The organism is Candidatus Polarisedimenticolaceae bacterium, assembly GCA_036275915.1.
GTDB lineage: Bacteria > Acidobacteriota > Polarisedimenticolia > Polarisedimenticolales > DASRJG01 > DASRJG01.
Genome location: DASUCV010000018.1, coordinates 22253 through 46775 on the forward strand (window position 1 = coordinate 22253; position 24523 = coordinate 46775).

Consider the following 24523-nt stretch of genomic DNA (forward strand, 5'->3'; position numbering starts at 1 on the left):
AACCCGCAACGCATAGTCGTGTAGACGACTCTTACCTAGGAGTGCCCGTGGAAGCGCCTCACGCCGCCGGACGCATCAGGGACGTCATCGCCCGCGAAGTTCTGGACTCCCGCGGGAACCCCACCGTCGAAGCCGACGTCGTGCTCGAATCCGGAGACATGGGCCGCGCCGCCGTCCCGTCGGGCGCCTCGACCGGCTCGCGCGAGGCGCTCGAGCTCCGAGACGGCGACGCGAAGCGCTACATGGGCAAGGGCGTAACGAAGGCGATCGAGCACATCGAGAAGACGATCGCGCCGGCGATCATCGGCCTCGAGGCGGTGAACCAGGTCTTCCTCGACGAGACGATGCGCGATCTCGACGGCACGCCGAACAAGGCGAAGCTCGGCGCAAACGCCACGCTCGCGGTTTCGATGGCGGCCGCGCGCGCGTCGGCGGAGCTGCTCGGCATGCCGCTCTACCGCTACCTCGGCGGCGCCAACACGAAGGTCATGCCCGTTCCCTTGCTCAACGTGCTCAACGGCGGCGCGCACGCGGACAACAACGTCGACGTGCAAGAGTTCATGCTGGCACCGGTCGGCTTCGACAATTTCGGACGCGCGCTGCGCGCCGGCGTCGAGTGCTACCACGCGCTCAAGTCCGTCCTGAAATCGCAGAAGCTCTCGACCGCCGTCGGCGACGAGGGCGGCTTCGCGCCGAACCTGAAGAGCAACGAGCAGGCGCTCGAGGTCCTCGTCGAAGCGATCAAGAAGGCGGGCTACAAGCCCGGCAAGGACGTCGTGCTCGCGCTCGATGTCGCCGCCTCCGAGTTCTACGAGAAGAAGACGTACGTGCTCGAGGCCGAGAAGAAGCCGAAGAAGACGGGGGACGAGCTCATCGCGATCTACGCGCGCTGGTGCAAGGACTACCCGATCGTCTCGATCGAGGACGGCATGGCCGAAGGCGACTGGGACGGCTGGGCCAAGCTCACGAAGACCGTCGGCGACAAGGTCCAGCTCGTCGGCGACGACCTCTTCGTGACCAACACCGAGATCCTGGCGAAGGGGATCGAGAAGAAGATCGGCAACAGCGTCCTCATCAAGGTCAACCAGATCGGCACGCTCACCGAGACGTTCGACTGCATCGACATGGCGCACCGCGCGGGCTACACCTGCATCGCTTCGCACCGCTCGGGCGAGACCGAAGACTCGCTCATCGCCGATCTCGCGGTTGCGCTCAACCTCGGCCAGATCAAGACCGGCGCCCCCGCGCGCGGCGAGCGCACGGCGAAGTACAACCAGCTCCTCCGCATCGAGGAAGAGCTGGGCACCGACGCGATCTACGCCGGTTGGCGCGCGTTCCCTCGAGCGAAGAAGGCCTCCTAGGAACATCGCGCGTGGGCAAGCTCATCCGGTTCCCGCGAAAGTCGAAGCTCAAGGACGAGCGTGCGCGGCCTCTGTTCCCACCGTTCAAGATCCCGCTCGGCTCGACCGACGCCCATCGCGCGCGCGTCCCTTCCGACGCCGCTCCCGATCTCCCGCGCGAAGGCCAGCCGATCGATCCCGAGGTCGAGCGGAAGCTCCGCCTGCGTCGCACCAGCACGATCGCTGCGTTCGTGCTCCTCTTCGCCGTCGGCGTCGCCGCCGCGCTGTTCGGCGATCACGGCTACCTCGACGTCCGCCGCCAGACGATCCGCCTCGGCGAGATGCAGAAGGCCTACGACGACCACCTGAAGCGAGTGAAGGATCTCGAGAGCGACATCAAGGGCCTCAAGACCGAATCGGCGCCCGTCGAGCGCATCGCGCGGGAGCAGCTCGGCATGACGGCGAAGGGCGAGGTGACGCTCCTTTTGCCCGGAGGCGGCACGTCGCCTTTTCTTGACCCGAAGCCGGAATCTGCTATCGTGCCCCCGGCTTCATCGACTGAAAGATCACATTGACGCGGGGTGGAGCAGTCCGGTAGCTCGTTGGGCTCATAACCCAAAGGTCGCAGGTTCAAATCCTGCCCCCGCTACCACATCACAGTTGAAATTCTCCGAACCGATCGCGGGGAATTTCTTCATCTGCAAGTCCAGGAGGCCGTCGTCGGGGCGCACCGTGATGCCGCCGACGAACACGATGTCACCCTACGGAGCACGCCAAAGCAGAGGTGACGGTGCGAGAAGACTCTGTTGAGTCTGTGAAGGGCGCGATCGCCCGCGGCCAGGAGGCTCTGAAACACGGAGGCAGCGTCGCGCGCCGTAAAGCGGGCGCTAGGTATTGACAGCTGGCAATCGTTCACGAGTGATTCCGGAGGTCGGCGATGAGACCTGAGAACTTGGCGTGCGCTGCATGAGTACGGATGATTCAGATTATGGTCACCAAATGTTTCGACGCTATCGGATTTGGGGACTGTTTGCGGTTAGCGCGCTGCTGCTCTTACTCATGGTTCCACATCTACTGTCGATGTCCGTACCGATTCTGTTCCTTCTTGCTGGAGGAGCGGCGTTTGTTGTTCTGGTGACTCGCGATTCTGTACTTGATCATGCTCCAGACTGGAAAGGCAGTCTGACGCTGAAGTGCTGCTCGATCTGGGCCGGGGGCGCCCTGACGCTCTTAATTGTCTTGCGCTTTTCGTTCCCCGACTATGCTCCGGACCCACTCACCACAATCGCGATTCCCACGGGTCACATCCAGATACGTTCGCTCTTGGACGTACTCTTGATAGCCGCGATAGTTCTAATTGCATACCGCGTTCTGAATAGTTTTCGCACGGTGGGTGCTTTGCTGGCACTGATTGCCTTGGGGCTGCTGAGCCTGGGAGTCCAGTTTGAGACGGTAAAGGGTCCGATCGCTATCTTTCTTGCGGACGTCGACCCCGGCGACCGCGCGTTTCGTCTGTTCGACCTGGCGAATATTGTCTGGTGTTTGGGAGTACTGCCGTTGTCGATGGCCGTAGACCGATATCCTCTTTTGACCCGGCAAATGCTGAAGCCGCGGCTACGAACTAACCGCGACTATCTTGTTATTGCTGCTACCAGTGCGTCAATATTGATAATCGGTTATGCGGTGATCGCGTATTCCAACGTCAAGATCGATTCGCTCCCCGCCGGTTGGTGGCTGAGAAAATTCTCAGCTTCCGCTCTGTCTGTCGGTATTCCAGAAGAAGCTCTCTGGCGAGTATTCGGCGGTGCGCTAATTGTCGCGGCGCTACATGGCAGGACCGAAGAGCGAGCGCGCGAGTGGCTCGCGATTATCGGAACGACTCTCGTTTTTGCTGGGTTTCACTCTAGGGCCGGACTGTTGTCGGAGCTTCTGGCACTGCTGTTCGGCGCGTGCGCGGGAATACTCGTGATTCGGTACGGTCTCTTCTGGGTGGCAATTTTGCTTCACGCATCACTCAATACATTGCTTGGTGGCTGGAACTAACCGTGGTGCTCGTGGCTAATCGGTGTGCCATGGCACGTCCGCCGCACGACATCGAAGCTTTTTACCGCCCATAAGCGGACCTGCGGCCGCATGTCGTGGACCGTAAGACGATATGTCACATGGCTTTCGTGAAATGCATGCACTCACGACGAAGAAGTCTTGTGTGGTGATAGGGCCAATGACGTCCAGGATGCGTGTGATCGTCGTCGTATTTCTCACTGCCTTCATTTTGGCGTGTGGGTTCTTTCCCGACTCGAACTTCATGTTGTCACCGGAATCACGATTGCCGCGATGGTTCCACCCGCCTGCGGATGTACCACGGAGCGACCTTAGTGTCGAATTGTTCTACTACTACGACCATGCAACGTTCGTTCTCCGAAATGAACGGACGGGCCGTCAGCTTGCGAAGATCAGAGCGCATAAGATTCATAAAGACACTCTCTATCTCCCAAACTCACGTCGAGCGGACGGAGTAATGCCGACGTATACGATCATGATGGCGGACGGGATCGTTGAAGTGGTGGAGCACCGCAGAGTGGAGCCCGTCTTTGACATCTCGGACGATCCTGATGTTCGCGCGAAGCTTCTCACCATGACGGGTAACGAAGCGTTGTTGAAGAAGTGAACGATTCGTCAGTGTTCGGGCGACGAGAACTCGATGTCGTCCTTCGTGTTGGATTTCATATCTGGCCCAACGCTCCAGAGCCAGAATCGGCGCCCGTCGGTCCCGTAACCGTACCAATGGCCATCGAACGGATCGTGCGGAACCCGCGCGTTAGGCTTTTCCTCATCCCATGCATCGTACAGAGCATCGTCATCGGCTGGGAGTCGCCCGTGCTCCTTGCGGAATGTCTCTGCTACGGCTGCGAGCGAGGTGAAGTCCTCAGCGACCTGATTGCGAGCAAAAACGATTTCGCTTGCGCCGAGCGGCTTCGGCTGAGGAGCTGGTGCGATCCTGCCGGTTTGCGCTTGCTTGACCTGCTCGATGAACTTGTGGCCGAATCGCCCGAGCGCGTACGCTCCCAGGAAGGGAACCATGAGTAACAGCGCGATGATCCCAAGTGCCCGGATCATTCCACGAGCAGAGGGCCCGCTCGTCGCCCCGAGTGAAGGGTCGAGGGCGGCCATGCGCTGCGAAAGCGGAGGGTGTGTCGCCAGCCACGTGCCGAGAGTCATGAATCCGGTATCTAGATCTTGCCGCTGCGCGACCAGGGCTTCGAGATTGACCGCGCGCGCGTGGTGACCACCCGCAGAGAGGATGGCAAGCCCGCGGAGTGCGCCGCGCGGGTCGCCGCAGAGCGCCGCACCGTAACGATCACAGGTGTACTCGCAGGCGCGAGAGTAGGCCGACCCGACGAAGGGGACGAGCAGCCCCGGAAAAAGCAACCAACGCCATCGCAGGTGACCACAACGCACGTGTCCTATCTCGTGAGCGATCACCATATCTCGCGCGGCATCGTCCCCGTCGCATGCGTCGAGCAAGTCGGAATACAACACGAGAAGGTGCGTGCCGAGGAACTTGGTCGCGAACGCGTTCAACGCGCCGCCCGCCTGCATGAGATACGCGTCGGGCGGGCGCCGAAGACCGGCTTGACTGGCGATCGTCTGGACCCGCCTATGGAGTTCGGGGAATTGCTCCGGTCGCAGCTTGACCGCGCTGCCACGGACGTGAGCGATCAACGCGAGATGCGTCGTGAACAGGAAGATCCCGATCAGCACCGCATAAACGATCCCGATGATCGAAAAGGCCATCAGCACCCAGATCCCGAGCGCCAGGATGGCCACCAGGAAGCGCAGTACAAGCTCTGTGGGCCAGCGTTGCACGCGTATGACCTCGGGCGAAGTTTCCCCGTGACTCAATTCCATGGAGCCTCCCCGTCATCCAGCTCACGGACAAGGATTGGCGTTCGGCCTCGGCGCCCCCGCGCTGTTCGTCCCTAGGCTTCCTTCCGCACCCGCAGTCACACCTGAGACAAGCATGTACTCCACGCTCGCCGGCTCGGGGATGACCGGGTCGTAGGCGTTCAGATCGGCGAGGCCACACTGTCGTGAAGCGAGTGGGCCGGACCCGGGCGCCTGGGTGTACTGGCCGGTCGAGCGGAGCACCGCGAGATCTCCCGTGTAGACGTTCCAGCTGTCGTAGCCGACCTCGGGCTGCCATTCGATCCGGCTCTTGTCGTCGCTGCCGTACACGTAGATCAACCCGTCGTTGACGTCGCACGCGTCGCCGACACCGTCATGGTTCTGGTCGGTCTGATCGGTGTTGGAGATCGATGGACAGTTGTCGCAGGCGTTGTGAACGCCGTCGGCGTCGGAATCGACGCCGTTCGCGTCCTCGTCGATCTGACCGTCACAGTTGTCGTCGATTCCGTTGCAGATCTCGCCGGCGCCGGGATGGACGTTGGGATCCGAATCGTCGCAGTCGAGCTGATTGGCGACATACCCCGGAGCGATCGATCCGTCGCAGCTCGGTGCGGGATAGGCCGAGTCACCGTATCCGTCGCCATCGTTGTCCCGATAGACGAGAAGGCCCGATGGACAAGCGCAGTACACACCCCCGGCCGACGTTCCCGTTTGACCACCCCAGACGATCATCGCGGTACCCGTCCACACGGAGACGGCGTTCGTGCGCGCGATCGGTGCGGGATATGTTGCGGAGAGTTCCGACCACTTATCCGGCGCCGGAGCGTAAATACCTCCTCCGTTGGCAGCAATCGAGCTGGGCCAAGTTCCTCCCCAGACGATCATGCCGGACCCCGTCCAGGCGGCCTGATGGCCGGACCGTGGAGAAGCCACGCCGCTTCCATTCGACATTGGTACCCAGCTGTCGGTGATCGGGTTGTACCGCGCTCCGGTATTCACGAAGCCACCGCTCCAGCCGCCCCAGACGAGCATCTCACTTCCGGACCAGACCGCGGAATACCCGCTGCGGACTCCCAGGAGAGCCGCCCCGGACGCCATCGACGCCCAGGTATCGGTCCGCGGGTCGTAGCGTCCTCCCGGCGAAGACTCGCCATTCCACACGATCATCCGGGTTCCGGACCACACCGCCGAGGAGCCGCCCGACGGCACGTTCGCGCCCGTCGACGTAGGGGTCCACGAATCGGAGCCGGGATCGTACCGTCCACCGGTTTTGATATTGCTTCCGCCCCACACGATCATCTCGCGTCCCGTCCAGACTGCGCTGCGGCCCGCATTCGCGGACGGCGTGCTCGCGTCGTTCGAGGTCGGTTTCCAGTTGTCCGTGAGCGGATCGTATCGGCCGCCACTCGTCAGCCAGGCGGCGCCGTTGTAGACGGGGTTCCCGCCCCACACGATCATCTCGGTTCCCGTCCACACGGCGATGTGCCCGTAGCGTGATTCGGGCGCGTTGGTGTTGCTCATCGGAACCCAACTGTCAGTCGCAGGCAGGTACCGACCGCCCGTGCTCAAGGTGCTGGGAGCAGGAAGCAGGGCCGAATCGAGACCGCCCCACACGATCATCTCGGCACCGGTCCAGACCGCCGCAGCATTCTGCCGGCCCGTGGGAACGGTCATGTTCGAAGACATGGTGATCCAGGTATCGCTCGCGGGGTCGTATCGCGCGCCCGTGTTGGTGTCGCGGCTTTGATCCCACCCGCCCCAAACGACCATCTCCGTACCCGTCCAGACAGCGGTGTGGCTAGTCCTCGCGCCGAGGGGATTCACGGCTGTGGCTCGCCAGGTGTTTCCCACCGGATCATAAATCGCACCCGCGCTCGTCCCGCCGCCCACGTCTCCGCCCCACAGGATCATCGCCGAGCCGGACCAGATAGCCGTGTGACTGGAAGAACCCGGGGGAACGCCTGCACCGGTTGATGTCGGTTGCCACGTGTTCGAAACCGGGTCGTAAAGACCTCCCGTGTTCGTCGGATTTCCGCTGAATCCGTTTCCTCCCCAGACGATCATGCGGTTCCCCGTCCAGACCGCAGTGTGATACTCCCTCACGAAGGGAACGTTCGTTCCAGTCGACGTCGGCGTCCATGTGTCGTTCGAAGGGTCATACTTCCCGCCGGTGTTGAGCGGTGTTCCCACATGGTCGCCACCCCACACGATCATCTCTCTGCCGGTCCAAACCGCGGTGTGCCTGTACCGTGAGGAAGGTGTGTTCGGTCCATTGGACACGGGCTGCCAGGTGTCCGTCGCGGGGTCGTATCGCCCACCGGTGTTCAAGTAGACGTTACCGTAGTAGGGATCGTACACGTAGCCGCCCCACACGATCATCTCGGTTCCCGTCCACACGGCGGTATGCCTGTGACGTTCTGTGGGCGTGTTGGATCCCGTGGACACCGGCTGCCAGGAGTCCGTCGCGGGGGAATAGCGGGCGCCGGAGTTCATGTAAGTGGCACCGGCGACGGGGTCGTCGTAGAGCCCGCCCCACACGATCATCTCGGAGCCCGTCCAGACGACCGTCGCGTTCTCCACGGAGACCGGCACGCCGTCCGCCATCGATGTGGGGATCCATGTGTCTGTCAACGGGTTGTACCGGCCGCCGCTCTGCAGGTCGATCGCGAAGTATGTGCTGCCTCCCCAGATGATCATCTCGGTCCCGGTCCACACGGCGTAGTGTCCGAGGCGCCTGTCCGGGACGTCCATGTGAGTGGGCGCCCAGGTGCTCAGCTCGCAAGAACCGGTCTCGAGCTTCGGCATCCGATAGGGAAAGGTGGCGGATTCGGGAACGACGTCGGCGAACGTCGCGAGGTCCCGGGAGTCATCCGCGACGGCCGATTGCTCGGCGAGCGTTTGGCGCGCGAGCGTCTCGGCGATCACGAACGCATCGTTGCCCAACGCGTCGAACAGCTCGCGCAGCATCCTTCGGTCGCGCGAATCGCGCGCCATCCGATCGAGTTCGGCCTGCAAGTCGCTCGCAGTGACGACACGGCTGGCATTTGCAGAAGGCCAGCGCGTCTTCCGTAGATAGCTTTCGACCCGAGCGCGAATTGCCTCGTCCGGCATGACTTTCGACAGCGGCGGCTTGAGTCCTGGATTGCCGCTTGGCCAGATCCGATGATCCCAGTAGACCTGCTCGATAGCCTTCTGCGCCCTGACGCGATCTTCGAATGTCAGAGTGCGCTGAGTCGATTCGGCGGCGACGACCGTCCCGAAAACTAGCAAAGTCATTGCGGCAAGCGAACTGTGGCGCACAGCGACCCCCTCGAGGCGAGATGTGCGCTATCTATACGTCAAACTGGCCGAGCAAATGGAGACAAAAGCGGTTGGGGTCAGCAGCGCAGCCCGCGCACGCGCCGGGCAAGATCTCTTGGTCCGAAGGGTGGGTGTAGACGGTCGTGGTGAGAGTGAGGCGTGGCAGGCGAAGCGTTGGTCCAAGTGCAGGTCGGACGCTCGTTCCAGTAGAGTGTGCCGCACGCGGTGCGGGAGGAACCGATGGAGCTGTTCCAGATCGACGACGCCGGCCACCTGTTCATCTCGCCGGCCATCCAGGATTGGAGCGTCCTGAAGCACCATCGGATCGACACCGTCATCGACCTCGACGGTGGGCTCGACCCCGGCGTGCCCACGGTCCCCAACGAGTGGCTCTACGTTTACTTTCCGATCTACGACGAGGATCTCCCGAACATCTCGAAGCTGGAGGCGGTCGCGCGCCTCGGCGCCTCTCTCGTCCGCGCGCGGCACCGGGTTCTCTCCCACTGTGGCCTGGGGTTCAATCGCTCCGCCCTGATCGCTGGATTGATCCTCTGCGAGCTCGGATACAGCGGACCCGACGCCGTGTCCAGATTGAGGGCGCGACGCCCCGGCGCCCTGTTCAACGACAGGTTCGCAGATTACCTGAGCTCCCGAACCTAGATCGAGGAGGTGGGGACCCATCGGCGGGGCCTTTCAGCGCCGCCCCCGCGGCTCCGGCGGCAGCGGCCGCTTGAGCTTGGCGTTGCCGAAGTTCCACCACCTGCGGCGATCTCAGCGGCAACGCGGCTACTTGCGTAGGGCGTGGATGATCTTTTCGCCTTGGCTCACGTCGACGCTCACCCGGGCGGGGCAAGGGCTTTCCTCAGCCGACAAAACCGATCGAGCGGCGGAAGTGGGGTGTCACAGGAACGCGTCCGAGCGCCTATCCGGGAGAGGTCGCGACGTCGTGGCCTCGCAGCGAACTTCTCCTGAGGAGGAACCGATGATCAGACTGGCGACTCTTTCCGCCGTTCTCGTCTTGTCGGCCGGAACCCTCTCGACGGCGCGTAGCCCCGAGCACGCGGCACAGGCCGGGAGGAGCGCTCCCTCGGGCCACTATTGCAACATGGGGTTCTTCACCCCGGAAGCGCTCACTCGGCACCAGGTCCTGGTGCAGAAGATCGCGGCCGCGGTGACGGAGAGCGAAGAGCTCGAGAACGGGTATCTGTTCAAGTTCTCCGGACAATTCCGGGAGGCCGGGGAGTGGCTCGACGGCGTCCGTGGCTGTTGTCCCACGCTCGAGTACTCCGTCGCGTTTGCGCCGCAGAGCGGGCCGGTCACAATGCGCATCTCGGGCGGCGCCGGCGCCAAGGAGTTCATTCGAGAGGAATTCAGCAAGATCATTCAGAAGAAGGGATGAGCGGCGGTGTCGATCCACACGATGCTCGCGGGGTTCGTCTGCGTCACGCTCTTCGGTGCCATGCCGGCGCCTGTCGCATCAGCTTCGCCGGAAGAGACGCCCGCGGTGAAGTGGAGCTACACGATTTCCGGCACGGACGCGAGCGCGTCGTCGCATCTCAACGGTGTCCTCGCGTCCGCGAGGGCCGCCCAGAGACCGGTCATGATCGAGTTCTACGCCGCTTGGTGCGCCGCGTGTCGCTTGCTCGATCGGAACGCGTATTCGGCTCCCGATGTCATCCAGAGCGCGGACCGCTTCGTCACCATCCGAGTCGACACTTCGAACGGTGGCGAAGCCACGGATGTGCTCGCCAAACGCTTCGGCGTCCGCGGACTGCCGACGGTGGCGTTCGTGTCGTCGCGCGGCGCCGCGCTCGCGTCGTCGAACATCGTCGGACTGGTCGACGCCTCGACGCTCGCACGAGAGCTGCGGAAGATCCCCTGATTGCGGCCGTCATGGATCGTCGTTCCGGGTTGGACTGATCCGTGACACCGCACGCGCGGAAAGAGATTCAGGAGCTGCTCGAGCGCCTGGCCGGCGGGGATCGCGGCGCGATCGAGCCGGCGTTCGCCGCGCTCTGGCCGCTTCTCCGAGTGTTCGCCGCGCGCGCGTTACGTGACGACGGCCATGGGGAAGATGCCGCACAGCAGGCGATGATCAAGCTGTTCGCGCAGGTGGCCGATTTCGACCCGTCCCGCGACGGCGTCGCTTGGGCGATCGCGATCGTCTCGTACGAGGTCCGATCGCTCCGGCGGAAAGGCATGAGACGCCGAGAGGACACGCTCGACCACGCTGGTGACGCCCCCACGACGACCGACACGCCCGAGGCGTTGGTCGTCGAGCGGGATCTCGCGCGCGCCGCGCGCGAGGTGCTCTCGGACATGAAAGAGGAGGACATGGCCACGATCCTCGCGGCGATCGGCGAACGTCGCCCCGTCGACGATGCCAGGTTCAGAAAACGCCTTCAGCGCGCCCTTGCGCGACTGCGGCGCGCGTGGGGGGCCAAGCATGAGATCCACTGATCAGGTCCTACGCGACGTTCGGCGGGCCTACGAGCGTGGACGTATTCTCCGCGCCTTGAGCACGTCCTCCGTGGTCGTGCCGATGGTGCTGGTCTCGTTCGGCGGTTGTGGTCGCCCAGCCTCAGCGATCGCTATCGGCCTTGTTCTCGCGACCCTGGCCACCTGGCTGGTGTGGCGCGGGGGGACCGCGGGTCGCGCCGTGCCGCCCGGACTCGTCGCAGGGCTCGCATCACTCCTGTTCCCGCTCGTCGCGTGCAGGGTGCTCGAGTACTGCGAAGTCGGCGGCGTTCTACCCCTCGTCGCCTGCGTCCTGGGCGGTCTCGGATCGGGCGTGATCGTGACGCGATACGCGATGCGCGAGGATGAAGATCGTGCGCTCTTCGTCCTCGCGGGCGGCACGACTGCCGCGCTCGTCGGATCCCTCGGCTGCATCAGCGCGGGGCTCGGTGGGATCGTGGCGATGGCCGCCGGTCTTCTCGTCGTCACGCCGTTCGCTCTGCGGACCGCCATGCGTCGGTCTTGAAACGGAGACTGTCGTCTCCAAGCGAACCCGTTTGAAGAGGCTCGGTATCACGCGTCCGATCTGATCACCCCGCGTTGGCATTAGTCGGGTCAAGGGCTCGGTAGGGTATCGCCCCATACACAGCGCCGGTGTGGGAGGTGTACGGTAATGCCTCGCAAACCGCTGCGCCAGGAACAGATCCCTCGAACCCAGGTACCCAGACGAGTGCCCGCCGACTATGACTGCGTCGATGCCTGGATCAGCCCCACGATCTCACCTCGGCCCGGCAAGCGCCGTTCAGCTCGGTACGAGAAGATCGTCTTGCCGTCAAGCACCACGTCCAGTACGCCCTTCTCTGCGAAGCTCATCTTCGGCGAAAGGTTCAACTGGTTCTTGATTTCCCGCTTGAGGCGCACGGCCCCCAGAAGAAGGTTGATTCAGGTAACACAACGTTTGATCTCGATGGTCAAGACTCCTCCGTTCCGTCGACGCCCGATTACCGCTCGTCACCACGAGCGTCCCGTTCTTGCTGTGCCCGCAACGCGCGGAACTTGTCAACAGCACCCGCAGCCTCGAACGTTGCACCAGCCGGCGTGGACACGAATGCTTGTCGGCAGTCATTGCTGCAAAAATAGTATGTTCTTCCATCGCGTTCGGCGTGGGGAGCGGTTGCTTCGTCAACGGGCATTGCGCAGACAGGGTCTTTGGTCACGGATTGTGATTCGATCATCGTCGTGATTCCCTTATTGGTTTCCGCCGGTGGTCAGCGTGCGCCGTCGGACGTTGCGTCGCCATGGGGCAAAACCCTACCGTCGACCTTAGCTGCACGGCCCGGCGGAGCCCCACGTCTTTGCACGAAACGAGGCCAACGAGCCGTTACGCCAGTCGCAAAGGACTCGACGAGTGTCGCCGGTTCGATGCTGGCAAAACCTGGAAAACACTGGTGCGGCTCGTTGGCCCGATCGATAGCGGAAATCCACTCGGGGCTTAAGATAGCGTCCGCGAAGAGCGGGCCTCGTCATCCCACGCGGTGAGATTTCCCGCTTGTTAGGAGAAGACCCGATGCCCAGTCGTATCTCCGGAACAATCGTCGTGTCCTTGGCTTTGACATTCTTGACCTACGGTCAGTCGACGGCGCAAACCGACGTTCCGGGTTCCGGTACGAATCAGCCACCGCCAATTCCACCGGAGGAGCAGCCCGCGGGGGCGGAGGTACTCACCCGCGGTCCGGTGAACGAGGCGTTCGACGAACCGGTGACGTTGCGACCCCAAGCCGGCCTTCTCGCGCCGAGTGAGCCGCCACCGTGCATCAAGGAAGTCCCTCCGGCGGACGTACCGGAAGGGGACGAGTATGTCTGGGTCCCTGGGTATTGGAGCTGGGATTCGGAACGAACGAGCTACATCTGGGTGAGCGGATGCTGGCGCGTCGCTCCGCCGAACAGGTACTGGGTCCCAGGGTACTGGACACGGGCTTCCGAGGGTTGGGAGTGGGTTCCGGGCTTCTGGCAGGCGGCCGGCGCGCAATCGATCGAATACTTGCCGGCTCCGCCAAGCACCACAGACGTCGAACCATCGGGTCCGCCTCCGACACCCGACCAGGTCTGGGTGCCCAGCTGTTGGCGCTGGTCGGACGGCCGCTACTTCCTTCGGTCGGGTTATTGGCTCCAGGAGCAACCAGGTTGGGTCTGGCTTCCGTCCCACTACCAGTGGAGCCCACGCGGGTACGTCTTCATCGATGGGCACTGGGATGTCGCTATCGAGCGGCGCGGAGTGTTGTTCGCGCCGGTCTATTTCCCTCCGTCGGCCTACATCCGAGTCGGGTTCTCTTACGCTCCAACGATCGCCATCGATCTTGGATTGATGATTGGCCACCTGTTCGCGTGTCCGCGCTATACCCATTATTACTTCGGGGACTACTACGACGAGGCGTATGTTCGCGCCGGGATCTTCCCGAGGTTCGACGGCGATCGCGTCCATACGTGGTACGACCCGGACTACCAACGCGACCGCTCGCGCTACAGCCGCACCGACCCGCATTGGGAAGAGCATCAACGGCAGGAATATGCCCGTCGCCAGAACGATGCGAGCCTCCGTCCGGTGCGAACTTACCGCGAGCTCCAGGCCCGCTCGGAGGCCGTACCGGAGGCGCAGCGGCGGAGCGTTGCATTGGCCGGGCCGGTGCGGGTGATTGCCGCGAGGCAGGCGAGCCCGCTGAGTTTCAAGCAAGTCAACCCTGCGCAACGGCAGCAAATTGCCGCGAGCGGGTCTCAGGTACACCGGTTTCATGATGACCGCGCGAATTGGGAGGCTCCTGGCGGTGTGCGCGCGACCGCGCCTCCGATGGGCGAGAGCAGAGGCCGGGCAACCCGAGAGAGCGGAAGCGCAGGATCGGCGCCGCGTTCATCAACCGAATCCAGTGCCGCGGTTGCCCATCCGACAGAGGAACAGACGCATGCGCCCCGAGGCGAGGCCCGAAGCCAGACTGGGGGACTAGCGCAGGCACCACGGTTCGTCGCTCCCCATCCCGTGAGTCTCACGAAGCCCGAGCGCGTAACGATCCCGACTCCACCGGTTGTCGCCAAAGCGGTCGAGAGATCGAACGACGGTCAGAGAGTCCCGCCGCCACCCGTGAGTGAGCGCAAGCATCAAGTCCAGCAATCGAAGGGCGACAAGAAGGAACAGCCAAAGCAGGACAAGTAGCGGATCGAACGAATCGCGCCGCCGCTAGCATTCCGACGTGCGGCACACCCTCGGCTTACGCACGCGGAAGGAACTTACGCTCTCGATCGGGCAGCGCCTATTCCCGCCATTAGGGCCGGGGGAATTGCCAGTTCTCTCTCGTCAGCTCGAGCCATCGCCAACATCGGACCTCGCTGCGGCGAATCGATTCACGATCCGCTCGGCGTGACCTCCGAAAATGAGAATCAGCAGGGCCAACCCAAAAGCTGAGAGGGTGCTTCCCCACAATCCCGCGCCACACCCGATGCCGAGGCCAGCAACGACCCAGAGGCTTGCGGCGGTCGTCAAGCCGAGAACGCTTCCCTGGTTCGCGGGGTGAAGAATGACGCCCGCACCGAGGAACCCGATCCCGGTGATGATCCCCTGTACCGCCCGGAGCACGCCGCCGGGATCGCCTGCGCCCGAAAGCTGGACGCTCGTCAAAGTGATCGCCGCGGCTCCGAGACCCACGAGCCCGTGCGTCCGCAACCCTGCCGGCTTGTGGCGGAGCTCACGATCGAGCCCAATCGCGCTTCCGATGGCCACGGCTGCGATTAGCCGGACCAAGGTCATGGCGAGCGGCATGGGTGATCCCGTGCTTTCCGTCATCGGTTCTCCTCGCCCTTTCTGTCCCTCGCTCGGCTGGTTGCGTCACGGACACGATCGTGAGTTGATCTTACCGCGATCTCCCACATTGATATCTTGGCAGGATGAACGGCTGGCATGTCTACATCCTGCGCTGTCGCGATGGAACGCTGTACACGGGCATCACGATATTTCGAGGCGGCTGGATGAACATCAGACCGGGGTCGGCGCGCGAAGTACACCTGCAGCCGGTTACCCGTCACCCTCGTCTACCACGAGCGTCAGCCCAATCGCTCCAGCGCGCTCAGGCGCGAGGCGGCGCTGCGACGGATGGGACGTGCGGCCAAGCTCGCGCTGATCACCCATTCGGCTCCGCTTCAGCCGCTACCTCCTTGAACCGCGCGAAGTCTACGGCGAGCGCCGAGCGGCGCATTGCTTCCCGTTGAACTTTGCAACATCGGGGTTGTTAGCGGGGAAAACCGAAACAGGCTGTTGAGTCTATCCAGAAGGCGATCGAGATCGAAGCTCGCAACGCGACGTACTACAACAACCTTGGGAATGCGTTCCTATTGCAGCGCGACGCCGATCACGCCATCGAATGCTACCGCAAGGCAATTCAGATCGACGAGGCATATGCGATGGCCTATAGGAATCTTGCAAGGGCGCTGAGAGAGAAGGGACTGCCAATCGAATCTGGCGACGCCGATCAGAGAGCCTGGGAGCTCGACTCCAAACAGAAAAACGGGAAGTAGTAGCGGTGCTAGCTAATCGCGCCGTCTGCAGAGGGCCCAACCTCCTCGCTCGCACCGAATTGGGGGAAAGCACGAGAGTGGTGGGCTGGGCGCTCGCCGGCCAGGAACTACGCCGAGGCGGTCGTCGAGTCCACCGGTCGCGGTGAGTTGGGTTGCGGGGCCGCAACATTCACGCTGACCGGTGAGAGTCGAGGCCCAGTCTCGCGTCGTCCCATCGCAGCCCCCCTCGACGCTCACGATCAAGACCCAAGAATTCACTTGAACTCGAATCGCATGGGAGTACCCTCTCGCGCAACAAGAGCCGGGGATTAGATTCTGCGGACGAGGCTCAGCAAACGACGGACTCCGCTCTATCTGGGCGTCGGTTCTTGTGCGCGTCGTTTCGTAAGGTAACGCGGCGCATAGCAGGCGGGAACCGCATGCACGGGTGAGTGTCAGGTAACTCAGGCGATCAGTTCCGTTCCATCCTGGGACGCGAGGAAGGGGGCTCTACATGTATTCATCATCGCTCACGCGGGGGGGTCTTCTTGCGGCGGGTATCTTCTTCGCCCTTGCGTTCTTTCAGCCCGATACTCGCGCGCAACAACTCATGTGCAAGGACCAGGCTTGCCCAACGCTTTGCAAGCCTCCATTCGCTTACCTCGTGTCTCTACCGGTCACGAGCTCGATCACGAACGAAACACAACTGTTCGCGAGCATTCCGCACGCGCTCTACGTGGAGAAGCTCATCGAGTCCGAGGATCACTTCTGGCGGTGGAGCGGCAGCGGATCCTGCGAAGTGTGGGACGCGATCAAGGGGGGCAATCTCGTTCGAACTGATAAGGAGCCGAGCGCTACGACGTGTTTCAATGTGAACCCAGGCGAAGGATTCGCGGTCGTTGTGGACCAGGCGGCGGAGTATACGATCCTCGGAACAGACGGTTCGACCGTCCTCAGCCTGGACGCCGTCGGTCTGAATAGCCTTTCCGGCTCAAATCTTGTGTCGCTCCCGTTCTGCACGAACGTTTCAACCGCGAGTCAACTGTTGAACAGTATCGGGTTCGCGAACACCGCCGCCGTGGAGCGGTACATCTGTGCGACTGACACCTTCCAAGCCTACACTGGGAGGAAGGCTTCATCGCCCGATTTTGCGTTGTCTCCAGGCGAGGGCTACCTCGTCAAGATGAACACGACGACGAACTACACCACGCAGAAGACGAGCTGCACTCTTCCGCTGTGTACCTCTGGATTAGCGACGTACGGAGTCAGCGGTTCCGCGAATACTGCTACGTTCGCGTTCAAGATCGACAACGGGCTCGGCGAGACGACCTGCTTCAACAATTGTGTTGCGTTCACGACAGCAGGGGAAAACTCCGACGCGATCGCGGACGACTTCGCAAACGCGATCAACAGTGCTTGCGGAGCCGTGGCAACCGCATCCCATCCGGTCAACACGTCGACGTTTTCGATCGTGTTCAATCAAGTCTCGCCCCACCACCTCTGGGTGGGAAGCGGTGCCGGTGATCCGCCGGGATGCGCGAACGCTTGTTCGATCGCGAATTGCGACGTCTTTGCCAGCGGCTCGGCCGGCTGCACATTCAACCCGACGATTACTTTGCTCAGCGGTGCGTCGACGGCGACCCCCTTGCTCGGAACGTCGGGACTGATCGGGCTCGGTATGTTGGTCGTAGCTACGGGCGCGTTCATGCTGCACCGTCGCATGGCTTAGAGGACGACCTCGGTCGACCTGGAGCGATCGATGGGACGAGGGGCTGCAGCGAGGCAATCGGGGCATGTGACTCGCGCGGCCGGATCGTCGTCAATGCACCGGCCGAGCGATGGCGTCATTCGCTTTTGTGCGACGTTTGCGGGACTTCAGGTGGTCGCGCAAGCAGGTTATTACGGCTTCTTCTTGAAGAGCCGTCTCTTCCCAGCATATCTACATCTTCTTGCGGAGTCCGCGGCCATACTGCTGCGGCTCGTGGGACGGACTGTGACGTGTGAGTTCGACACGCTTCACGGTGGGTTCGAGATGTCGATCCGCACCGGCTGCGACGGCATCCAGGCCATCGCGATATTGGCAACGGCAGTCCTCGCGTTTCCATCTTCGTGGAGGCGACGCGCGCAAGGGATTCTCGCCGGCGTGATCCTGCTTCTGGGCATCAACATTCTCCGCATCGCGACACTCTTCGTCGTCGGGACCGACTGGCCGCAGCACTTCCAGTCCTTCCACGTCGAGGTTTGGCCCGCGCTGCTCATTCTCTGCACGGCGCTGCTATGGGTCGCCTGGGCTTCGACGCTTGCCGCACCGCGACGGCTGGCGTAGCCGTGTCGTCGCGCCACCCGGTCCTGCGGTTGTTGGTCGTGACGGTCGCGACGTTTGCGACTCTCATGCTCGTGAGACCTGCATCGTTCTATCCAGCCGTCTACCGCGTGATTGGCGAGCGGCTCTTCGGTAATTTCGGAGGGGACCGCGTGACCCACTTCGAGCCGATCCCAGGAGATGACGGCCTTCACGACACGCGAATCGCCATCGGTCTTCGCGACGGCGGAGGGGTCGTGGTCGCCTCTAGACTTCCGGTCAATAGCGTTCGCGAAGGGTATGTCCCAATTGCCGTCGTCCTGGCCCTGTGTGCGGGGTTGTGCTCCGTCCGGCGGCCGACAGTGTGGTCTGTGCTGCGCGCGGTCGCAGCGACCGAGACGTTCGTCCTTCTGCGCGTTGCGATCGCGCTGGTCTGCGGGTTTTCTCGCGTCGGCATCGGCGATCACCACCTACTTCAAATCGCCCCGTGGGTTCGCGTGCTCGTGGACTTCGCGAACGATCTCCTCGGAACCGACATTCACGGAACTTACGTCATCCCCGCTGTCATCTGGGCACTGACGTGCCTCCGGACTTCCGGGCTTCTGGCGGATCTCGCCGCGAATCAAGAGCCTCCGAGAGGCCTCGATTGGCAATCGGGCGCGTGGGTACCGCGCCGCACGCGCCGTGGGCTGGTCCGTGGTTCCAACAGGTGAGGGTCTTCCCGAGTAGCCGTCGCACTTGAAACGTCGGCGTATGCGACGCGCGAGCGTGCGACTCGCGAGTGCGCGCCGCATGTCCTCGTTGAGCACTAAGACGATATGTCGAGCATCCCCGTTGTGAGCTCCAGACGAGGAACTCTTGGGCACTTGGTGTAAGAAACCAGCTCAGCGACCGACTACCTCAGATGGAGGACACGGGAATCAATGCCTCAGCTCGCCACCACCCGGGACGCGCTCTACGAGGAAGCATCGGCCGCCCACGGCGCTGCGATTCATCGCCTCGCCCGCTCGTATGAGCTCGATCCGGACAAGCAACGCGACCTGCTCCAGGAGATCCACATCGCGATCTGGCACAGCCTCGCGGGGTTCGAGTCACAGTGCTCTCTCCGGACGTGGGTTTACCGCGTCGCGCACAACGTGGCGGCGTCGCACGTCGTCCGGCACACCCGGATGCGGTTGTCGCGATTCGTAACGCTCGAAGAGGCTGCAACGCTCGCCGACCGCACCGACAATCAGGAGGCGCTTGAGCGAAGCGATGCCGTCGAGCAGATCCACGCCCTTATCCGCGAACTGGAGCCGATCGAGCGGCAGGTGATCTTGCTCTATCTGGAGGGAGAGGATGCGGCGTCGATCGGCGTGATCACGGGCATTTCAGCGGGAAACGTGGCGACCCGCATTCATCGGATCAAGAAGATCCTGGCAAGCCGGTTCCAACACGGAGAACGCGATGGCCAATAGCAACGAGCGAGACAGGATCCAGAACCTCTGGCAGCAGCAAAGCAGCGAATCCTTCCGCATGTCCCCGGAAGAGATCCGCCGGAGAGTGAAAGGGATGGAAAAGAACCTTCGCGTGAAAACCTGCGTCGGGATAGCGGCCTGCGCGCTCGTCGTGGTCGGCGCTATCTGGTGGCTGACAATCTTCGAGGATCGCTTGCAGCAAGTCGGATCGCTGCTCACGATCGCAGGCGTCGCCTATCTGGCGTGGCAACTGAGGAGGGCGACCAGCTCGGCCGGCTTCGACCTTGCGCATGCCGCGGCCAGCGGTGGTATGGAATCAACCGCCTTTTACCGCGCCGCGCTGGATCGCATGCGCGACTTCCATCGCGGCGGAGGATTCTGGTTGCGACTGGCGATCTTCGTCCCGGGTCCGGTGATGTTCATGGTCGGGTTCGCGCACGCGCACCCCGAAGTCGGCAAGACGATCCGCATCGAAGGGCTCGTGATGGTCGCGCTCCTCATAGCCGCAATTCCGTTGAACCTCTGGCTCGGCAGCCGCTACGCGCGACGAATCGCGGAGCTCGACCAACTCCGGAAGGAGGCCTAGATGAAACGAGTCGCGTGTTCCTTCCTGAGTGTGGTCACCCTCCTCACACTCTTCGCCTTTTCAGCCATCGCACAGACGTTGCCGCCTCGCGTAGCCGGTGACGCGGAGATCCGGAAGATCCTCGCCGACCGCGTCGACGCGGAGCACCAGGGCGTCGGCATCGTCGTCGGCGTGATCGAACCGGCCGGCCGCAGGGTGGTTGCCTACGGAACGCTCGACGCCGGCGACTCGCGGCCACTCAACGGCGACACACTGTTCGAGATCGGTTCGACCACGAAGGTGTTCACCTCCCTTCTCCTCGCCGACATGGTGTCGAAGGGCGAGGTGGCCCTGACCGACCCGGTGTCGAACTTCCTGCCGGAAGGAGTGAAGATGCCGGAGCGCAATGGGCGGAAGATCACGCTCGTGGACCTGGCCACTCATACGTCCGGCCTGCCGCGACTGCCGTCGAACCTCGCGCCGAGGGATACTTCGAATCCCTACGCGGACTACACGGTCCGGCAGCTTTACGATTTCCTCTCTGGCTACCGCCTCTCGCGCGACGTCGGATCTCAGTACGAGTACTCGAATCTGGGTGCTGGCCTCCTCGGTCACGTTCTCGCGCTGCACGTGGGCCAGGACTACGAGACGCTCGTCCGGACGCGCATCTGCGGTCCGCTCGGCATGAAGGACACATCCGTCACCCTCTCCGATGCGATGAAGAAACGTCTCGCTGTCGGGCACGACGCGCAGAGGAAACCTGTTCCGAACTGGGACATACCGACGCTAGCTGGAGCCGGTGCTCTCCACTCCAGTGCGAACGACCTCCTGACCTTCCTCGCCGACAACCTGGGCTACCAGACGACGCCGCTCGCGCCCGCGATGGCCATCATGCTCGCGACGCGACGGCCGACTGGCGTGTCGTCGATGGAGATCGCTCTCGGCTGGCACGTCACAAAGACCGGCGATACCGAAATTGTCTGGCACAACGGCGGCACGGGCGGCTCGCGCTCATGGATCGGCTTCGATCAAAAGAACCGGACCGGCGTCGTCATCCTCGCCAACATGTTCACGAACGCTGGAGTGGATGACATCGGCCAGCATCTGCTCGTCCCGAGCGCGCCTCTTGTGCACGCGCCAAGAGAGCACGCAATCGCGAAGGTCGATCCCGCGGTCGTTGCCCGTTATGTGGGACGCTATCAGCTCGCTCCGAACTTCATCCTGAGCATCACGCGCGAGGGGGATCAACTCTTCGCCCAAGCCACGGGACAGCCGCGATTGGAGATCTTTCCGGAAGGCCAGCAGGACTACTTCTTCAAAGCCGTGGATGCGCAGATCACCTTCGAAACGGACGCGAACAACCGGGCGACGGGGCTGGTCTTGCACCAAAGCGGGGATCACCGCGCCACTAGGATTCAAGAGTGAAACGGATCGCGGCGCGCCACGGGCTCCGCGCTGGCTGCGAGCCGAGCGCGAGGGAGATGATCGTGTGGTCGCGATCTCACGGGCAGGCAGCGGCGGCTGCATCGATCGCAGGATCTCTTCCGCCGTGCTGACTCGGCGATCCGTCGTCGTAAGTTCCTGCGCCGCTGCACGAGTTGACCGCTCGCACGAGATACCACAGGCCGTCGCCGGGTGCCGGAATCGCCGTGTCCTGCGCAGCGGTCGTGGCCAGGTCGTTCCCGATACAGGCCGTCGTGCTGGACGTGAAATTTCCGAGCGAGCTTTGAAGCGTCGACAGGTTTCCCGTCACCGCGTCGTATCCCGTGGCGTCGGCTTCACCGTTCCAGGACAAATCGGCGTTCGTCCCCGCCTTGGACACCAGCAGCGTGGGCCGACCGGAGGGCGTGGGTAGGCCGTTGTCGATCAGGCCGTCGCAGTTGTCGTCGATACCGTTGCAGACCTCGGTCGCGCCGGGGTGGACGGCGGGGTTCGTGTCATCGCAGTCGGTGTCGTTCAGCACGTAGCCGGCAGGCACGGAACCGTCGCACGACCCGATCGCGCCCCCGGCAGCTCCATAGCCGTCGCCGTCGGCATCGCGATAAACGAGAACCCCGTTTGGGCAAGCGCAATAGAGGCCTCCGGTGGCCGTCAGACTGAGGCTGCCCGGGAAGCGTCCTCCCCAGACGATCATCTGCGCGCCGTTCCAGACCCCACTCGCGAGAGTTCTGGCGTTGGTGGTCGAGGAGCTCGCCATTGGCTGCCACGAATCGATCGAAGGGTCGTACCTGTCGCCTTCGCCGCCATAGGAGACGAGCATCTCGTGGCCTGTCCATTCGCCGACATGATTCGCCCGCGCGGAGGGCGCGCCTGGAGCCGCGGCGGTCGGTTGCCAGGTGTCGGTCGTCGGATCGTAGCGGCCCCCCGTGTTCATCGCGAGATCGAGTGTGCCGCCGATTCCCCCCCAGACGATCATCTGGGTGCCGGTCCATACGGCCGTGTGCTCCTCTCGGGGGTCAGGGACGCCGGTGCCGGTCGAGGTTGCGGTCCAACTGTCCGACGCCGGATCGTACCGTCCACCGTCGTTGAGGTGAGGGAAGTCCCCGCCACCCCACACGATCATCAGTGTGCCGGTCCAGATCGCGGTGTGGAACCAGCGCGCGCTTGGCACCCCCGAGCCCGTCGAAGTGGGGATCCACGAGTCGGCGACCGGATCGTAGAGCGCCCCCGTATTCAAGACTCCGCCGACGTTGGAGCCGCCCCAGACGATCATTCGCTGACCGGTCCAGACCGCAGTGTGGTAGTAACGACCAGCCGGGGCATTTGTGCCCGTAGACGTCGATAGCCACGTGTCGGTGCCCGGGTCGTACCGTCCCCCGGTCTGCAGATAGACGCTCGAGCTGAAACCACCCCACACGATCATCCTCGTGCCAGTCCACACGGCCGTGTGGTTATGCCGAGCAGAAGGGCAGCCGTTGCCGGTGGTGGTCGGCGTCCAGGCGTCCGTTGCAGGTGTGTATCGACCTCCGGTATTGAGGGTGGTCCCGTTGGGGTCATTGCCGCCCCAGACGATCATTTCCGCACCGGTCCAGACGCCCGACGCGAAGACCCGAGCGTTGGGAACGGTGCCGCGGGAAGTCGCAGTCCAGGTGTCGGACGATGGGGAGTAGCGCCCGCCGTCGTTCGCACCGGTGCCGATGATCCCTCCCCAGACGATCATGTCGGTCCCCGTCCAGACCGCGGTGTGCCCATCACGCGCGGACGGCGTCGCCGCGCTCGTTCGGCCCGTCGACCAGGTGTTCGTGGAAGGGTTGTACCGGCCAGGTGCGTTGTCCTGGGTGACGCCCCCCCAGACGATCATCTCCATCCCGGTCCATACCGCGGTCTGCATGTAGCGGGCCGAAGGGACGTTCGTCCCCGTTGACGTCGCGGTCCACGCGTTCGTGCTCGGGTTGTAGTTTCCGCCGCTGTTCACGGGACCGGAGGTGGCCGATCCTCCCCACACGGTCATTACCGTCCCCGTCCACACGGCGGTGTGACTGGCGCGGGCCGCCGGGACGTTCGTCCCCGTCGACGTCGCGGACCAGGTATTCGTTCCCGGCGTGTAGCGGCTCCCGGTGTTCAGGACGCCGCTTGATGTGCTGCCGCCCCAGATGATCATCACGGACCCCGTCCAGACGGCCGTGTGGTCGATCCTCGCCGACGGCACACCCGTTCCCGTCGAGGTCGCCGTCCAAGTGTCCGACGAGGCGGTGTACACACCTCCCGTACTCAGCGCGGTGCCTGAAGTGGTCTCACCGCCCCAAACGATCATCTGAGTGCCGGTCCAGACGGCGGTCTGATTGGTACGGGCCGCCGGGCAGTTGGTGCCCGTCGAAGTGGCCGTCCAGGAATCGGTCGCCGGATTGTACCGACCACCCGTGTTCGTCGCTGTCGGCCCTCCGCCCCAGATCACCATCTCCGACCCTGTCCATACGGCCGTGTGATTGGCTCGGGCCGTCGGGCAATTGGCCCCCGTTGACGTCGCCGTCCACGTGTCGGTCGCCGGGTTGTAGCGTCCGCCGGTGTTGAACGCCGATCCGCTTCCGCCCCACACGATCATCTCCGATCCGGTCCAGACGGCCGTGTGGGAGTCGCGCGGGTCCGGAACGTCGAGGCGGGTAGGGGACCAGGTGTCCTGCGTGCACGCGGGCGCGTCGAGGATGGATGGCAGAGTGAAGGCGTCCTTCACGGGCGCAACCTGGACGGGAGATACGCCGCGTTGCCGCGCCCACCAGGCATCGAACGATGATTTCGGTGGAAGAGGATCTGCCGCGTAGGCGTTTCGCAGGAGTCTGTCCGCGAGTGTTTCTCGCGCCAGGGTTTCCGCGATCAGGAATGGGTCGTCGCCGAGCGCGTCGAACAGTTCGCGAAGGACCCGCGTGTCGCGCGAGTGAGCGGCCATTCGGTCCAGCTCGGCCTGGAGCTGCGCGGCGGTGATCGGACGGTGCCACAGGGTTTCCAGCGCCTGGGACTTCCAAAGTGCGTCGTCGACTTTGGCGCGCAGCGCGGTGTCGGACATCACCTCCGACAAGCGCGGCTTCGCGCCGGGGTTGTCAGTCGGCCAGATGCGGTGGCTCCAGTAGACCTGCTCGATCGCCCGCTGAGCGGCGACACGGTCATCGATGCTGAGCTCTCGGGCGAAGGTGGACGGGCCCAATGTGATGAGCAACCCGCA

At 63.5% G+C, this 24523-nt stretch carries 21 protein-coding genes, 1 tRNA gene and 1 pseudogene; 18 read left to right on the forward strand and 5 right to left on the reverse strand.

What is annotated here, in order from left to right:
• The first annotated feature begins 74 nt into the window (after positions 1 to 74).
• The 5 genes from eno to VFV19_13660 all read left to right on the forward strand — a co-directional run bounded on the left by eno (position 75) and on the right by VFV19_13660 (position 4008).
• Entirely contained in the window at positions 75 to 1361 is a 1287-nt protein-coding gene (eno, locus tag VFV19_13640) for a phosphopyruvate hydratase (GenBank protein HEX4825342.1), read from the forward strand.
• Between the two features lie 11 nt (positions 1362 to 1372).
• Positions 1373 to 1915 (forward strand): septum formation initiator family protein, encoded by a 543-nt coding sequence (locus tag VFV19_13645; protein HEX4825343.1) that lies wholly within the window; start codon positions 1373 to 1375, stop codon positions 1913 to 1915.
• Positions 1916 to 1992 (forward strand) — tRNA-Met (locus VFV19_13650).
• Between the two features lie 347 nt (positions 1993 to 2339).
• On the forward strand, positions 2340 to 3383 hold the full coding sequence (locus tag VFV19_13655; protein ID HEX4825344.1) for a CPBP family intramembrane glutamic endopeptidase: 1044 nt from the start codon (positions 2340 to 2342) through the stop codon (positions 3381 to 3383).
• A gap of 190 nt (positions 3384 to 3573) precedes the next feature.
• Complete coding sequence (locus VFV19_13660) at positions 3574 to 4008, forward strand: hypothetical protein (protein HEX4825345.1); 435 nt, start codon at positions 3574 to 3576, stop codon at positions 4006 to 4008.
• Positions 4009 to 4016: 8 nt separating this feature from the next.
• Here VFV19_13660 and VFV19_13665 read toward each other — a convergent pair whose 3' ends face one another.
• Together VFV19_13665 and VFV19_13670 are read right to left on the reverse strand one after the other, a co-directional pair.
• Positions 4017 to 5249, reverse strand: a complete 1233-nt coding sequence (locus tag VFV19_13665; protein ID HEX4825346.1) for a M48 family metallopeptidase — start codon at positions 5247 to 5249, stop codon at positions 4017 to 4019.
• 21 nt (positions 5250 to 5270) lie between these two features.
• Entirely contained in the window at positions 5271 to 8240 is a 2970-nt protein-coding gene (locus tag VFV19_13670) for a MopE-related protein (GenBank protein ID HEX4825347.1), read from the reverse strand.
• Between the two features lie 546 nt (positions 8241 to 8786).
• Between VFV19_13670 and VFV19_13675 the strand changes: the two genes are divergently transcribed.
• From VFV19_13675 to VFV19_13695, 5 genes are all read left to right on the forward strand, one after another.
• A complete protein-coding gene (locus tag VFV19_13675; GenBank protein HEX4825348.1) occupies positions 8787 to 9206 on the forward strand; it encodes a hypothetical protein in 420 nt (139 codons plus the stop codon).
• Between the two features lie 322 nt (positions 9207 to 9528).
• Positions 9529 to 9945: a hypothetical protein gene (locus VFV19_13680; GenBank protein ID HEX4825349.1), complete on the forward strand. Its 417-nt coding sequence runs from the start codon at positions 9529 to 9531 to the stop codon at positions 9943 to 9945.
• Positions 9946 to 9951: 6 nt separating this feature from the next.
• Entirely contained in the window at positions 9952 to 10428 is a 477-nt protein-coding gene (locus VFV19_13685; protein ID HEX4825350.1) for a thioredoxin family protein, read from the forward strand.
• A 41-nt stretch (positions 10429 to 10469) separates the two neighbouring features.
• Positions 10470 to 11006 carry a sigma-70 family RNA polymerase sigma factor gene (locus VFV19_13690; protein ID HEX4825351.1) on the forward strand — a complete coding sequence of 179 codons (537 nt, stop codon included), beginning with the start codon at positions 10470 to 10472 and terminating at the stop codon, positions 11004 to 11006.
• Between the two features lie 55 nt (positions 11007 to 11061).
• Positions 11062 to 11529, forward strand: a complete 468-nt coding sequence (locus VFV19_13695; GenBank protein HEX4825352.1) for a hypothetical protein — start codon at positions 11062 to 11064, stop codon at positions 11527 to 11529.
• A 215-nt stretch (positions 11530 to 11744) separates the two neighbouring features.
• Here VFV19_13695 and VFV19_13700 read toward each other — a convergent pair whose 3' ends face one another.
• Positions 11745 to 11924 carry a hypothetical protein gene (locus VFV19_13700; GenBank protein HEX4825353.1) on the reverse strand — a complete coding sequence of 60 codons (180 nt, stop codon included), beginning with the start codon at positions 11922 to 11924 and terminating at the stop codon, positions 11745 to 11747.
• 1357 nt (positions 11925 to 13281) lie between these two features.
• Here VFV19_13700 and VFV19_13705 point away from each other — a divergent pair.
• Entirely contained in the window at positions 13282 to 14208 is a 927-nt protein-coding gene (locus tag VFV19_13705; protein ID HEX4825354.1) for a hypothetical protein, read from the forward strand.
• A 141-nt stretch (positions 14209 to 14349) separates the two neighbouring features.
• Here VFV19_13705 and VFV19_13710 read toward each other — a convergent pair whose 3' ends face one another.
• Positions 14350 to 14835, reverse strand: a complete 486-nt coding sequence (locus VFV19_13710) for an MgtC/SapB family protein (protein ID HEX4825355.1) — start codon at positions 14833 to 14835, stop codon at positions 14350 to 14352.
• Between the two features lie 458 nt (positions 14836 to 15293).
• Between VFV19_13710 and VFV19_13715 the strand changes: the two are divergent.
• The 7 genes and pseudogenes from VFV19_13715 (at position 15294) to VFV19_13745 (ending at position 21291) form a co-directional block, all read left to right on the forward strand.
• Positions 15294 to 15563: pseudogene (locus tag VFV19_13715) on the forward strand (tetratricopeptide repeat protein).
• Between the two features lie 643 nt (positions 15564 to 16206).
• A complete protein-coding gene (locus VFV19_13720) occupies positions 16207 to 17271 on the forward strand; it encodes a hypothetical protein (GenBank protein ID HEX4825356.1) in 1065 nt (354 codons plus the stop codon).
• 93 nt (positions 17272 to 17364) lie between these two features.
• Positions 17365 to 17868, forward strand: a complete 504-nt coding sequence (locus VFV19_13725) for an archaeosortase/exosortase family protein (protein HEX4825357.1) — start codon at positions 17365 to 17367, stop codon at positions 17866 to 17868.
• 38 nt (positions 17869 to 17906) lie between these two features.
• On the forward strand, positions 17907 to 18557 hold the full coding sequence (locus tag VFV19_13730; protein HEX4825358.1) for a hypothetical protein: 651 nt from the start codon (positions 17907 to 17909) through the stop codon (positions 18555 to 18557).
• A gap of 210 nt (positions 18558 to 18767) precedes the next feature.
• Positions 18768 to 19301 (forward strand): RNA polymerase sigma factor, encoded by a 534-nt coding sequence (locus VFV19_13735; protein ID HEX4825359.1) that lies wholly within the window; start codon positions 18768 to 18770, stop codon positions 19299 to 19301.
• Positions 19291 to 19887, forward strand: coding sequence for a hypothetical protein (locus tag VFV19_13740; GenBank protein HEX4825360.1), 597 nt, complete (start codon positions 19291 to 19293; stop codon positions 19885 to 19887). The genes VFV19_13735 and VFV19_13740 overlap by 11 nt, the downstream gene beginning before the upstream one ends.
• The gene (locus VFV19_13745; protein ID HEX4825361.1) at positions 19888 to 21291 is read left to right on the forward strand and encodes a serine hydrolase; all 1404 of its coding nucleotides are present in this window, start codon (positions 19888 to 19890) and stop codon (positions 21289 to 21291) included.
• 76 nt (positions 21292 to 21367) lie between these two features.
• Here VFV19_13745 and VFV19_13750 read toward each other — a convergent pair whose 3' ends face one another.
• Positions 21368 to 24517, reverse strand: a complete 3150-nt coding sequence (locus VFV19_13750; GenBank protein HEX4825362.1) for a MopE-related protein — start codon at positions 24515 to 24517, stop codon at positions 21368 to 21370.
• Between the last annotated feature and the right edge of the window lie 6 nt (positions 24518 to 24523).

Coding starts and splice junctions, on each gene's coding strand:
- VFV19_13655 (HEX4825344.1), top strand. CDS start 2,340: ATGTTTCGACGCTATCGGATTTGGGGACTGTTTGCGGTTAGCGCGCTG.
- VFV19_13660 (HEX4825345.1), top strand. CDS start 3,574: ATGCGTGTGATCGTCGTCGTATTTCTCACTGCCTTCATTTTGGCGTGT.
- VFV19_13665 (HEX4825346.1), bottom strand. CDS start 5,249: ATGGAATTGAGTCACGGGGAAACTTCGCCCGAGGTCATACGCGTGCAA.
- VFV19_13670 (HEX4825347.1), bottom strand. CDS start 8,240: ATGGCGCGCGATTCGCGCGACCGAAGGATGCTGCGCGAGCTGTTCGAC.
- VFV19_13675 (HEX4825348.1), top strand. CDS start 8,787: ATGGAGCTGTTCCAGATCGACGACGCCGGCCACCTGTTCATCTCGCCG.
- VFV19_13680 (HEX4825349.1), top strand. CDS start 9,529: ATGATCAGACTGGCGACTCTTTCCGCCGTTCTCGTCTTGTCGGCCGGA.
- VFV19_13710 (HEX4825355.1), bottom strand. CDS start 14,835: ATGACGGAAAGCACGGGATCACCCATGCCGCTCGCCATGACCTTGGTC.
- VFV19_13725 (HEX4825357.1), top strand. CDS start 17,365: ATGCACCGGCCGAGCGATGGCGTCATTCGCTTTTGTGCGACGTTTGCG.
- VFV19_13735 (HEX4825359.1), top strand. CDS start 18,768: ATGCCTCAGCTCGCCACCACCCGGGACGCGCTCTACGAGGAAGCATCG.
- VFV19_13740 (HEX4825360.1), top strand. CDS start 19,291: ATGGCCAATAGCAACGAGCGAGACAGGATCCAGAACCTCTGGCAGCAG.
- VFV19_13745 (HEX4825361.1), top strand. CDS start 19,888: ATGAAACGAGTCGCGTGTTCCTTCCTGAGTGTGGTCACCCTCCTCACA.